Annotated in this window: 8 protein-coding genes and 3 tRNA genes; 1 reads left to right on the forward strand and 10 read right to left on the reverse strand. The window is 49.0% G+C overall.

The window, feature by feature from the left end:
• Window positions 1–339 precede the first annotated feature (339 nt).
• Both AAB523_00280 and AAB523_00285 read right to left on the reverse strand, forming a co-directional pair.
• The gene (locus AAB523_00280; protein ID MEK7555707.1) at window positions 340–948 is read right to left on the reverse strand and encodes a hypothetical protein; all 609 of its coding nucleotides are present in this window, start codon (window positions 946–948) and stop codon (window positions 340–342) included.
• Between the two features lie 379 nt (window positions 949–1,327).
• A tRNA-Gln gene (locus AAB523_00285) sits at window positions 1,328–1,398 on the reverse strand.
• Window positions 1,399–1,634: 236 nt separating this feature from the next.
• On the opposite strand from AAB523_00285, the gene AAB523_00290 reads away from it, so the two are divergent.
• Window positions 1,635–2,243 (forward strand): hypothetical protein, encoded by a 609-nt coding sequence (locus AAB523_00290; protein MEK7555708.1) that lies wholly within the window; start codon window positions 1,635–1,637, stop codon window positions 2,241–2,243.
• Window positions 2,244–2,286: 43 nt separating this feature from the next.
• On the opposite strand, the gene AAB523_00295 is transcribed toward AAB523_00290, so the two are convergent.
• The 8 genes from AAB523_00295 to AAB523_00330 all read right to left on the reverse strand — a co-directional run.
• A complete protein-coding gene (locus AAB523_00295) occupies window positions 2,287–3,984 on the reverse strand; it encodes a CTP synthase (protein ID MEK7555709.1) in 1,698 nt (565 codons plus the stop codon).
• A 24-nt stretch (window positions 3,985–4,008) separates the two neighbouring features.
• Window positions 4,009–4,974: a permease-like cell division protein FtsX gene (locus AAB523_00300; GenBank protein MEK7555710.1), complete on the reverse strand. Its 966-nt coding sequence runs from the start codon at window positions 4,972–4,974 to the stop codon at window positions 4,009–4,011.
• The gene (gene ftsE, locus AAB523_00305) at window positions 4,946–5,626 is read right to left on the reverse strand and encodes a cell division ATP-binding protein FtsE (protein MEK7555711.1); all 681 of its coding nucleotides are present in this window, start codon (window positions 5,624–5,626) and stop codon (window positions 4,946–4,948) included. Before ftsE ends, AAB523_00300 begins: the two co-directional genes overlap by 29 nt.
• A 19-nt stretch (window positions 5,627–5,645) precedes the next feature.
• Window positions 5,646–6,542: a PCRF domain-containing protein gene (locus tag AAB523_00310; protein MEK7555712.1), complete on the reverse strand. Its 897-nt coding sequence runs from the start codon at window positions 6,540–6,542 to the stop codon at window positions 5,646–5,648.
• A 147-nt stretch (window positions 6,543–6,689) separates the two neighbouring features.
• A tRNA-Thr gene (locus AAB523_00315) sits at window positions 6,690–6,765 on the reverse strand.
• 670 nt (window positions 6,766–7,435) lie between these two features.
• Window positions 7,436–7,511, reverse strand: a tRNA-Thr gene (locus AAB523_00320).
• A 255-nt stretch (window positions 7,512–7,766) separates the two neighbouring features.
• Window positions 7,767–10,031: a peptidoglycan-binding protein gene (locus tag AAB523_00325; protein ID MEK7555713.1), complete on the reverse strand. Its 2,265-nt coding sequence runs from the start codon at window positions 10,029–10,031 to the stop codon at window positions 7,767–7,769.
• 3 nt (window positions 10,032–10,034) lie between these two features.
• The coding region (locus tag AAB523_00330) for a hypothetical protein (protein MEK7555714.1) at window positions 10,035–12,256 on the reverse strand (2,222 nt) is incomplete at its 5' end.

Consider the following 12,256-nt stretch of genomic DNA (forward strand, 5'->3'; position numbering starts at 1 on the left):
GCATATGAGGTTCCTGGCGTGGAATTTTCGGAACAAACTAGCGTAGTGCCTCCCTGCGTGACTTGAATTGATTTCACCGCACTATCGGATGATCCGACTTGGAACACAGACCCCGGATTAGTAACAGTAAAAGTCCCGCTTGAAAATAACCAGCTTTCTGACTCGGAGCCACTCAGAATCAGCATATCTGCAGTACCTGCGCCGAATGTAATCCCAGCTACTGTGATGTTGCCGTTTGCAACAAAATCGTTCGTGGCAGCAAAAACCACAACGGGTAGGAACAGCGACAAAATTGTAATGAGGGCCTTTTTCACAAAAAGTAGAGAAATAAACCGAGCACTATCGCACCGCCATCCATGACCAGAGATTATCTGCAGGATTTACCGCACCTGTATACCCGACATTGTGTACAGCTATTTGGATAGTGTTATCGGCCGTTGAAGAAGCGCTAACCATGAAGATGCCGTTATTGGTGATATAGGGAGTGACAAAGACCTTATGACTGGTAGTGACACCCGTTGCGGTACAGGTAGTCATTGCCGTGGTGCTTGCCGTTATAGAGCCGATGGTGACAGTACATGTGCCGTGTTGAATATCGGCCACAGTGTCGCCAACACTACTTACCTTGACGCTATCGAGCGTTGCCAACCCGGTTGATGAGGCGGTAGTTAAAGTAAGCGCGCCAGCCAGTGTTAGCGCTCCTGTAGAGGAAAACGTGGATGTTGCCGTTGCCCCGAAGTATGCATTATTGAATACAGAGAATTGCGTAGAGGAGGCGTTACCGAATGTTGAGAGTCCGGCTACAGATACGGTACCGTCGGTGCTGATGTTGGTGCCTATGGTAGTTGCAGCTTGAACCACCGTGACCACAAACAAAACGGAAAATATAACTGAGAGTATTACAGAAACGGGACCTGTTCTTTTGTAGAAAGTGCTGATTTTTGACATAAGCAATCTAGTTAATTATTAATAAATAAAAACACAAATGCCTCAAATTTTGATTTTCAAGGGGTTAAAAAACTTTCTATCTTCAATAGGAAGATTAATTTTATTATACCCCACCCCTCAAAAAAACAATAATTGACTGTGGACAACGCTCTTATTAAGAGAGGAAAGCCTTGTAGAAAAGTGAAGAATGTTTTGCTTGGCGGCGAGCATTAGCGAGCGGCGGCGAGGCGGCCTCATTCGTCGGGATTCGTTTGGTAAAAAGTTCGGATTTTGTTCAGGAGGGACAGCAACCTTTCCCATTCAATATGACTGCGGGACTTGGACTCGAACCAAGATGACAACTTTCAGAGAACCCTATTCTCTGTTTTTGCGTGCACAGCTGCGGGACTTGGACTCGAACCAAGATACTCGCCTCCAGAGGGCGATGTCCTACCATTAGACGATCCCGCAACTATAGACACAAAGAACAACGAGAATTTCTCCGCAAAGCGAAGAATCGGATGAAAAGCAAAGCGATTTGCTTTTCATCCCCACCACTTCGATGATCCCGCAATGATAAAACTTGGACAGAGCCAAGTCTAATGAATGGATAATACCACATTCGCTCCTCTTCGTAAAAGCTTCCCTTTTATGCCGAAAAGGTATAGAAATAATGGTAGTTGAACATTTTTAGGGAGATACATGACATGAATATCGTCTTAGGCCGACACACGTGGATCATTCCAATAGGATTGGTGGTCTATTGGTCCGTCTTCGTCTCCCTATGGGGATTTTGGGGATGGAACGACGCGGTGCTCTTTAGCGAATGGTGGCTCTTTGATACGCTCGGACACGCGTGCTTCGGATTTGGAGGGACGCTGACCTTTCTGTATCTGTACCGAAATTACACGTTGCGCGGATGGTTTCTGTTCGGAGGCCAGAAGTTTCTGGTCATGGCTATTGTCACGGCAGTCGCGTTCACGGGAGTGCTGTGGGAATTTTTCGAAGGAGCCTGGGATCTCGCTCATTTGGACGAAACATCTCATGTCAACGCGCAGGCGGCATCGTTGGACACCACAATCGATATCCTCGCTGAAACCTTCGCCTCGTTTCTTACGATGCTCGGGTATGTGGGGATCAACAAACTGTACGAAAAAAAATATCCGGACGAATCTCTCCAGTTTGAGATAGAGAAATTGGAAGCATTGTCTTCTCATCTCGCCCGTGAGATCCTTACATATAAACAGGAGACCAGAAGAAACATCTACCGTAGAATACGGAGAACGTTGCGCCAGGGTCTCCGGAACAAAGAGTAACGAGTAAGCCCGCTTGCATGCAAGCGGGCTTTTTTTATGGCAACTATTTCTTTTTCTGCTCCCTTTTGATCGCCGCTTTGATGAATTCAGTGAAGAGTGGGTGCGGTTTGAGGGGACGCGCCTGGAATTCCGGATGAAACTGCGTGCCGAGGAAGAAAGGATGCTTTTCGCGGGGCAATTCCGCGATCTCCATCAGCTTCCCGTCCGGGGAAGTGCCTGAAAAAACGAGACCTCCCTTCTCAAGCCGTTTAATGTAGTCGGGGTTCACCTCATAGCGGTGGCGGTGGCGTTCTTCTACCTTGCGCTTGCCGTAGGCACCCTCTGCAATAGTGCCTTTTTTCAGTATCGTTTTGTACGCGCCAAGCCGCATCGTGCCTCCGAAATGACCTTCTTTGATCTTCTGTTTCTGGTCGGGCATGACGTCAATGACGAGATGTTTGGCATGTGGATTCACCTCATCGGTATTGGCACCCTTCAATCCCAAGATATTGCGCGCATATTCAATGACCATAAGCTGCATGCCGTAGCAGAGCCCGAAATAGGGAATTTTGTGCTCGCGCGCGTACTCTATCACGTTTAATTTTCCCTCAATGCCGCGTTCGCCGAATCCTCCGGGAACCAGAATGCCGTCATACTTCCCGAGTTCGCGCAGTTTGCTCTTGTCTTCAAAATCCACCGCGGAAAGCCACGAGAGCACCGGCTTCCTTCCAGCCTCTATCGCGGAATATTTGATCGCCTCAATGACTGAAATATACGAGTCGGAGAGCACGAAGTCTCCCGTATTAAAATATTTTCCCACTACTGCGATGCGAACCTCTTTTTTCAGTGAACGAATCCTGCGCACGAATTTCTTCCATATTTCAAGATTTGATTTTCTCTTTTTTGGATTGAGGCGCAAGCGCAAAAGCAAAATATCGCTCAGTTTGTCCTTTTCAAAATTGATGGGAATGTCATAGATGCTGTTCACGTCCGGCGCCGCAATCACTTGGCGCGGTAGAATGTTGCAAAAGGTCGCCAACTTTTCTCTTCGTTTTTTATCAAGGGGAAGTTCGCTGCGTGCGATAATGACATCGGGCTGAATACCCGCCGCCTGCGCCTGGCGCGTCGCGTGCTGGGTCGGTTTTGTTTTCATCTCGCCCACTTTCGGCGGAGTCGGCAAATAGCTGACCATCACCACCGCCACATCGTCCGGATGCGCCGCTTTCATCATGCGCGCCGCTTCAAGAAAAAGAATATTTTCATATTCCCCCACCGTACCGCCGACTTCTATGACCGCAATGTCGGCACGCGCGCGCTCCGCCGCTTTCTTGATGCGGGCAATGGCCTCAAGCGGAATATGCGGCACCACCTGCACGCACTTTCCTTTGTATTCAAGATTGCGTTCCCTTTCAATGACCGACTGATATATCCGTCCCGTCGTCATGTAGTTCAGACGGGTCAGGGTCGTGTCTAAAAAGCGCTCGTAGTTCCCCATGTCCTGGTCCGTTTCATCGCCGTCCTGCAATACAAAAACCTCACCGTGTTCGGTGGGGTTCATGGTGCCGGCATCCACGTTCACATAGGGGTCAATTTTTAAAGCGGTCACGCTGAAACCGCGCGCCTGCAGGATCTTCCCGATAGAGGAAGCGGCTATTCCCTTGCCGACGCCGGAGATGACGCCTCCGATGACGAAGATAAACTTGCGGTTGATTTTTTTTGTTGCGCTTTTACTTTTTCCTCCTGTTGTATGTTTCTTTTTCACGTTGCTCTTCCGCTTACACTTTTATCAAACGCGCAGATACTTCCGCACTGCCAACATGCTTGAAATGGTTCCGAGCACCACTCCTGATGAGGTGATGATCAGAAGAATTTGGGTGAAATTTGAAACGTAATATTCAAAAAGGTTGATTCCGCCAAAGAAATTATCAGTCACATCGCCAAGCCAGAGGGTGATCGGATAAAACAGTATCAACGTAATAGCCGCGGAGAAGAGGCCGTACATAATACCTTCCACCACGAAGGGGCCTTGTATATATTTGTTGCCGGCACCCACGAGCCGCATAACGGCGATCTCATCTCGAGAAGTGTAGATGGCGAGTCGTATTGTATTGAACGTTATGATGATTGAAATGAGCACCAAAAATATCGTCACCGCAAAACCGATCTTTTCGGCTCCGGCTAAGATATTGGTGAGCCTGTTGATCGCCACCTTGTTTTGCTTGTAATTTATCTTATCAATGATGGAATACTTCCCTTTCGCGAGAACGCTTTGCTCTTCCAAGAATTTCGCGATGCTTTCGTATTGCGCGGTTTCTTTTGCTTTGATGCCTACGGAGGCACCGAGCGGATTGTCGTCAAGCTCATCAAGGGCCTGAATGGTGAGGTAATCATCTTTGTGCCGCTCTCTGAAATTTGCGAGCGCTTCTTCGCGCGATGTGTATGATACGGAGGCCACTTCGGGAAGCTCGCTTAAGGAATCGCGCAGGATGAAGATATCTTCCTCTGAAGCATCGGTGACAAAGTAAACATTCACATCCACTTTGCCTCTTATTTGCTCAAGGGAGCTCTGGAACAAAGCGCCGAGAAAAATAACAAACCCGATCACAAAAAGCGTTACGGTCATGATCAGCACTGACGCCAAAGAAATTACTCTATTGCGCCAGAAGCTGATGAATCCTGCGCGTATAACGCGTCGTGTGTTGGTTAGAAACATAATAATATTACTATAGCACGTATCTGCCTTTCTCATCATCCCGAATAATCTTCCCCCCTTCCATCGTGATGACCCTTTTCTCCAATGAGTCAATGACCCCTTTATTGTGCGTCGTCAGCACGACCGTCGTTCCCATGTCATTGATCTTCTGCAGTATTTGAATGATCTCAAACGTGTTGATTGGGTCAAGGTTACCAGTCGGCTCGTCCGCAATCAAAAGATCGGGCTGATTGATGATCGCACGAGCGATTGCAACCCGCTGGCGTTCGCCGCCCGAGAGCTGATGAGGAAAGTTCCACACCTTCTCTCCCAGATCAACAAGCTCAAGCACTTGTGGCACATCCGAGGCGATCTCTGCGTCGGTGCGTCCCGCCGCTTCCATTGCAAAGGCGATGTTTTCATAAGCGGTCTTGTTCGGCAGAAGCCGAAAATCCTGAAACACAATGCCGATGCGCCGGCGTAAATCGGTGACGCTCCTTTTATTGAGCGTATGTATGTCAACGGATTCAAAAAACACCGCCCCTTCCGTCGGGCGCTCTTCCGCTAAAAGCATTTTTACCAGCGTGGTTTTCCCGGCACCCGAATGGCCGACGATGGAAACGAACTCTCCCGGCGCGACGCTGAAGCTCACTTGGTCAAGCGCCATTGTGTTATCGTTGTATTTTTTTGAAACTTTATCAAAGTAAATCATTGCGTCTTCTTTTTCAAAATTAACCATGTTGCTCGGCATTAATGAATTCGTCAATATCTCCGTCTTCCAGCACTTTCTGCACGTCACGCACTTCAACTCCCGTCCTGTGGTCCTTCACCATCTTGTACGGATGGAGCACGTACGACCTGATCTGATTTCCCCATTCTATTTCCGTTGTTTTGCTGATAGAAAGCCCGGCCTCTTTCTGTTTTTGTTCTTCTTCCCTCTTTTTATAAAGTTTTCCTTTCAGAATTTCAATGGCCTTCTCTTTATTTTGCGCCTGACTGCGTTCTGAATCAATATGCGCGGAAAGATTTGTCGGGATGTGGATAACACGCACTGCGGTTTCCCTCTTGTTCACATTCTGCCCGCCGGGACCGCCCGCGCGCGAGAGTTCTACTCTCAATTCCGCCGGCGGTATTTCAATCGCGCCTCGTTCTTCAAACTTCGGTATGACCTCAACCATGGAAAACGAGGTGTGGCGCAATTTTTTTGAACTGAAGGGAGAGATGCGTACAAGCCGATGCACTCCCGATTCATTCTTGAGCGTTCCGTAAGCACCTCTGCCCCGCACCTCAACCGTGATGTTGCGATAACCGCCGTGGTCGTTCTCGTTTTTGTGGAGGAGGTGCGTTTCCCATCCTTTCCTCTGAAAAAATTTAAGGTACATTCTGTAGAGCATTGCGGAAAAGTCCTCGGCGTCATCGCCGCCCGCACCGGAAAATATGGTCATCACCGCGCCGCCCTTATCATATTTTCCTTGTCCGGACAGGGCATCCTTTAAGCCCTGCAGTTCCTTGACCATGTTCTGCGCGGCCACCTTGTCAGACCAGAAATCAGACTGCGCCATGGCCTGTTCAATCTCCTCTACCCGTTCCTTGGTGCTGTCTTTCCCGCTTTCCCGTGTGCCGCTCATGGAAAGATTATACCAAAATAGTCCGGAATTTCAAAAAGAAAGAAACGGCCTTTTGTCAGGGCCGTTTCTTTCTTTAATATTCTAAGGCAAGCAGTTGCCTTGGCTTAGGTGTTCCCCTCTCACGAGTTTACTGTGCGGGGGAATCGCTGGAGCCCACGATCAGAATTGAACTGATAACCTACGGTTTACGATACCGTTGCTCTACCATTTGAGCTACGTGGGCTTTCCTCCCGAATTACACACTATCACTGTTTTTTCTTCCTCTCAAGCAAAGATCGGGCTTCTTTCACCCTATTACTCAATGCCCGATGTTTTCTGCCATTTCCTCGATTGAGGGCGGCATATGTCGGAGTTAATGAATCGCAATTTGGGCAAAGAAGGCGAAGATTTCTTTCGATATTATTGCGCCAATTACCGTCAATGTGGTCCGCAACCAGTGGAACTTTTCCTGTCTTTTTGTTTTTCTCTGCCCATCCGCATAAACAACATTTATCCATGAATTTCCCGCGTAAATATCGCTTTATGTAGGGTGAAACGGTCCCTATGCTTTGTAATCCATCCGCTTTCCCAACTTTCCACTCTTCAATATACACACGATATTGGAACTCCATTTGACATACATTGCTGCAGTACTTATATCCTGCACGGGCTGGTTCCTTGCCACAAACGAGACATGGTTTTCTAAATTTTCTAGAGTTTGACATGAGTCAAGCGTATCAAGGTTGTCAACCGGTGTCAAATTCAGAAGTGGTCGGAGATTGAAGGGATTACTCTATCAACTGAGCTACGTCAGCACAAAAAAGTTACAAGTTAAAAAGTTTATGCAGTTGAAAGTAAATACACTTGCATTCACTTTATAGATTTTACAAACTTTATGGACTTTTCACTTTATGTGGAGCCAAGACCGGGAATTGAACCCGGGACCTCATCCTTACCATGGATGTGCTCTACCAACTGAGCTATCTTGGCGCGTTGTTTGCCTCGCACGCGCACTTTCTTTCATGATACCCATTCCGCAGCCCGTTAGATTCTGCCAAGACAGCTATCTTGGCGTATTTAACTTTCGACCTACCTGCCTCGCCTTGCGAGTCAAGGCGGGCCAAAACAGCTATCTTGGCGTTATGTTTTTTCTGTAACCAGTCAGATTCTGCCAAAACAGCTGTTTTGGCAAACAGACACAAAAGGAATGATAATACATTATCAATGTATTATCAAATGAGAGAATTAGAATACAGCAGCCGAGAGTCCGTCAACCACCCCGCGCTCAACACTATCAAGGTTATCAAAAAAACTTGACGAAGATAGATCAAACCCGGCCGCCGTGTGAAAGATATAGCCAGCGGCACCCGCATTATGTGCTTCAACAGCGGCTTGAATGAGTTCTGCTACAGTGAAGTATCCTCCGTCATAGCCATTGCGATTCTCTTCCTGAACATACACGGGCATCAAACTCCCGACTGAAGATAAATACGCTTTCACTGCTGCCACATTTTGATCAACACGATCATACCAATTGCTGACACGCAGGAAATGTGGAGCAATAAGGTCAATCCCCGTTGCAACCTCCCCGTTAATATTTCCGCCGTCGGCATTCCAACCACCAGTGAGAATGTGCGGCTCGCAAGCGCTCGAGAAGGTAATAATGGCGTTCGGCGCCGCGGAGCGCGCAGTATTCATAAGGTCTCCCATGGCAGAATGTGATCTGCTCCAACTGCCACAGTTGTGCTCATTGACGAGGTCAAAAAAAACGTTCGGTTTGGTTCCGAAGGCCGAAACCGCGTTGCGGATAGCAACCTTCATATCGCTTCCCAGGAGATTGACGCTGAGGGCATGCAGAATGGTTATATCAACGATGATGCCTTGCGTGGCGGAGGCATGGATGAGATCACGGATAGTCTGCGTTTCTGTTGGCTTCAGATTCCCGGCCATATCGAAGATGCTCTCGGCGTCGTTACCGTTATCAGTCTTCCAATCCAGAAAGATACGGATGAGGTTAAAACCGCGCGCATGGAGTCCGTCAAGATCGGAGGTTCTCCAGTCGAGGGCATCAAAGTAGCTGACGCCAAGGAGAAATGTTGGCGTGCCATTAATGGTAAATTTATCTCCGCTTATACCAAGTACCGATGAAGAAGTGCTCGGCGCCGTCACCGTCACCGTCACATTCTTGGACACACTCTCATTCGTAGCGTTCATACACGTTAACGTGTATGTGGTGGTTTGAGAAGGTATCTTGGCGCTGGAACCTTGGAGCGATTTCGTACCCGTCCAACCACCGGAGGCCGTGCAGGATGTGGTATTCGTGGAGACCCATGTAAGGGTGGTGGATTGTCCTTGGGTAAGGGTGGTGGTGTTGGCGGAAAAAGAGAGTGTTGGCGTGGTGGAAGGAGGCGGTGTGGGAGGAGGAGGTTCCGTCACCGTTATCGTGATCTCTTTGGCGATGGTGTCGCCTTCAGTACCGGTGCAAAGAAGGGTGTAGGTGGTGGTTTGGGTGGGAGAGAATACAACCGAGCCACTCGCGGCTTTGGTGCCTGACCATCCTTCCCCCGCAGTACAGGTGGAGACATTCGTGGTGGACCAGGTGATTGTCACGCTCTCTCCTTTCGTGAGAGAGGAAGAGGTAGCGCTGAATGAAAGTGTGGGCGTAGAAGTGGGAGGAGTAACGGGTGCGGGAGGTGGGAGAGGTGTTGGCGTTGAGAGAGCCGCTTTAACCAATACGGCAATGGTATAAGTGGCAAAAAGGTCACCATCTGAAACGGTGAGAGTGATCTGATAGGTGCCCGGAGAAGAAAACGCGGCAATAGTATCTTTGGTATTGAGGGAGGAAAAAATAACCGAACCGGGACCGGAAGCTTTTTTCCAGAAGTATGCGAGGGGAACTCCCGGGACACCATCGTCAGTGGCAAGACCTGAGAGTGATGCGCCATTGGGAAGGAAAACAACACGGTCTCCCGTGATGGAGAGGTTCGGTGAGCGGTTGGGGGCGGGGGTATTGGGGCTTGCCCCGTTAGAGCTAGGCTCCGTTGGAGCCGTGAGCTCTAACGGGGTGGCAAGGAGAGAGTTCAGTGTTGTTCTCGTTTTGGGACCCACGGTGCCATAGCCGGTAGAAAGAGGCGTGCCGGAAGAGACGATATTGTGCTTTTGTTGGAAGCGTTTGACGGCCGCTTCGGTCAGAGAGCCATAGTAGCCGGTGATGAGACCTTCGGGGTAGAGAGTGCCATCCTTGGCGAGATATTGTTGGAGTTTTGTAACGTCACTCCCTTCGCTTCCTTTTCCCAAGGTGGTGGTGAAGAAAGTGGCAGACGGTGATGTTTGAACCTCCACAACAGACACTGCAGCTTCTCCGGATTTCAGATTTTGAAGTTCAGTTTGGAGTATCTGCAATTCGGAAAGCAGTGAAGCGATACGCAACTCAATATCGGAAACAGTGGCGGCGCCCAAAAGAAGCGGGAGAGAGAGTGTGATGATGAGTGTGGGGAGGAGTTTTTTCATGCATTAGAAATTAAAGAGGGTGTCGGCCCATGTCCATATTTTATCATTGATACCCAAACCGGCTCTCTGCCCAACTCCTGTCGCACACTGATTGTAATGGGGACTTGCCGTGGTTGTTTTTCCCAAAGGAATACAGACTTGTTCGGGATTGGTCAGGAGTTTGCGATAGAAGCAGTACTCGGTGTTTTTTGAGTCAGAGGCGGATGAGCGAGTGATGTCCTCCGCTGGGGAAGCCGTGGTGAACGCAGGGGTGTTATAGAAAGCATTTTTGGTAATAACCACGCCACTCCGCAAATCACCATCAACCACGCCTTCAAGATTAATGAATTGGTTACATTGCGTGTCATGAGTGTTCCCCCATCCAAACCGATGCAAGACTCCTGAATCTATAAAAGCATTAAAGTAGGTCTCCGCGAGATTAGTGGCGCCAAAGTCTAGTGTCACGGTATCAAAACTCCAATCCCAATTTTTACCTTTGATCTTCCAGAAGATATTTCCAATGATAGAAATGTGGTCTGCGACAGGAAATACGGGAGATACGCCCTCGCCACTGTCAAATATTATATTTTTATCTATGCGCACATAATCACCTCCGTAATAACCTTGTTGTACCTGTAATCCATCCGAGACTCCGGTATTACTAAGTCCAATTGAAGAACCACTTCCATTCAGCGTTAAACCAAGATTATCATCTCCATTGCGCGAACCCCATAATCGGTTATTGAAGATGCGCGACGGGTTCTCTGCAATACCGCCCGCTTTAAGTGAAATGAGATCTTCGGTAATGGCACACGGGCCGGTCCCGTTATAGTTTCCTTTGCAATCAGTATATGCCGCAGTGGTGGCATACACGTCGTTATTTTCAATAATAAGTCCTTCATGCGTCCATACACCATCACCAATAGCTATGCCTTTTTGACAATTATATATTTCGTTGTTGACGATATGAAGCCTCGGGCCGCCTGACGCGTTGATACACTGCGCTTCAAACTGACGACTGATGACCGGGTTTCTCAACACGCTATTTTGAATCGTGTTGTCGGGGTGGCCGTTATTACCCATCTGAAAGAAATGTGCTTCATCGTTTTGGAAAAGCAATCTGTCAAAAATATTAAAACTGCTTCCTTTATTTCCATCCCCCCACGAAAAACGAACAGACGCATTTACATTTGCGCCTCCTGCGTCAAAGGTGAGCCGATGAACCAGCCAGTAACTCGCGCTGTTTTTAAGTTGCACGGCAAAAAGACGCGCGCGTTTATTGGGAGATTGGCGTACCGGATGCGCTCCATCGTCCGGCGAATCATAATATCTGAGCACCTTACGATTGTTGGAAGTTCCGGAGAACAGAAGATAAAGAACGTTCTTGTTGGTATGATCCCCCGCCGCAATACAATAGGTAGTATATTCTGGATGATCTTCAATTTTGCTCCAGTCGGAGTCGGAGGGATAGACAATCGTATCGCAGGATTTCTTCGTCAGTGTTTCAATATCCACATCGCAATTCGGATTCCCTTTCCGGCATTCGTACTCGGCGACATAGCCATTGAGGTCAGCGCCGGCGATTGGTTGCGGTATTGGACTCGGTGCAGGTTCAACCGCCGTCACAACCACCGTCACGGACTTTGCCACCACGTCTCCCGCGCCTCCTTTACAGGAAAGCGTATAGGTGGTGGTGATTACAGGAGTGAGGGTGGTGGAACCGCTTGCTGTTTTGGAGCCTGTCCAGCCATTGGAGGCGGTGCAGGAAGTGGTATTGGTGGAACTCCAGGTAAGGGTGGTGGCAGTGCCTTTCGTGAGCGTGGTTTTCGTTGCCGTAAAAGAGAGCGTTGGCGCGGGGAGTGTAGGAGTCGTGGTGGTGGCGGGAGGAGTAGTCGTAGCGGGAGTAGATGCGGGCCCGCCTTGACTCGGCGAGGCAGGAGCGGCGATAATCCCTATGGTATACGAAGCGAAGAGGTCGCCATCGGAGACAGTGGCAGTGATCTGATAGGTGCCGGTAGAGCTAAAGGTGAGAGTGGTGGTGTTGGCGGTGAGAGAGGAGAACGTAACGGAACCGGGACCTCCTGTTTTACTCCAGAGGTAGGTGAGTGCGCCTCCCGGTTTCCCATCATCAGTGGCTATGGCAGTCAGTGTGGCTTTGTTCGGCAGGGTGACAAAGCGCTCTCCGGTGATAGAGAGGTTTGGTGAGCGGTTGGGCCCGCCTTGACTCGCGTCAGTCGAGGCAGGCC

Source organism: Patescibacteria group bacterium, assembly GCA_038063375.1.
GTDB lineage: Bacteria > Patescibacteriota > Minisyncoccia > Phycocordibacterales > JANLHH01 > JANLHH01.

Excerpts from the sequence above, each read along its gene's own strand:
- AAB523_00280 (MEK7555707.1), bottom strand. The coding sequence starts at position 948 with ATGTCAAAAATCAGCACTTTCTACAAAAGAACAGGTCCCGTTTCTGTA.
- AAB523_00290 (MEK7555708.1), top strand. The coding sequence starts at position 1,635 with ATGAATATCGTCTTAGGCCGACACACGTGGATCATTCCAATAGGATTG.
- AAB523_00300 (MEK7555710.1), bottom strand. The coding sequence starts at position 4,974 with ATGATGAGAAAGGCAGATACGTGCTATAGTAATATTATTATGTTTCTA.
- ftsE (MEK7555711.1), bottom strand. The coding sequence starts at position 5,626 with ATGATTTACTTTGATAAAGTTTCAAAAAAATACAACGATAACACAATG.
- AAB523_00310 (MEK7555712.1), bottom strand. The coding sequence starts at position 6,542 with ATGAGCGGCACACGGGAAAGCGGGAAAGACAGCACCAAGGAACGGGTA.
- AAB523_00325 (MEK7555713.1), bottom strand. The coding sequence starts at position 10,031 with ATGAAAAAACTCCTCCCCACACTCATCATCACACTCTCTCTCCCGCTT.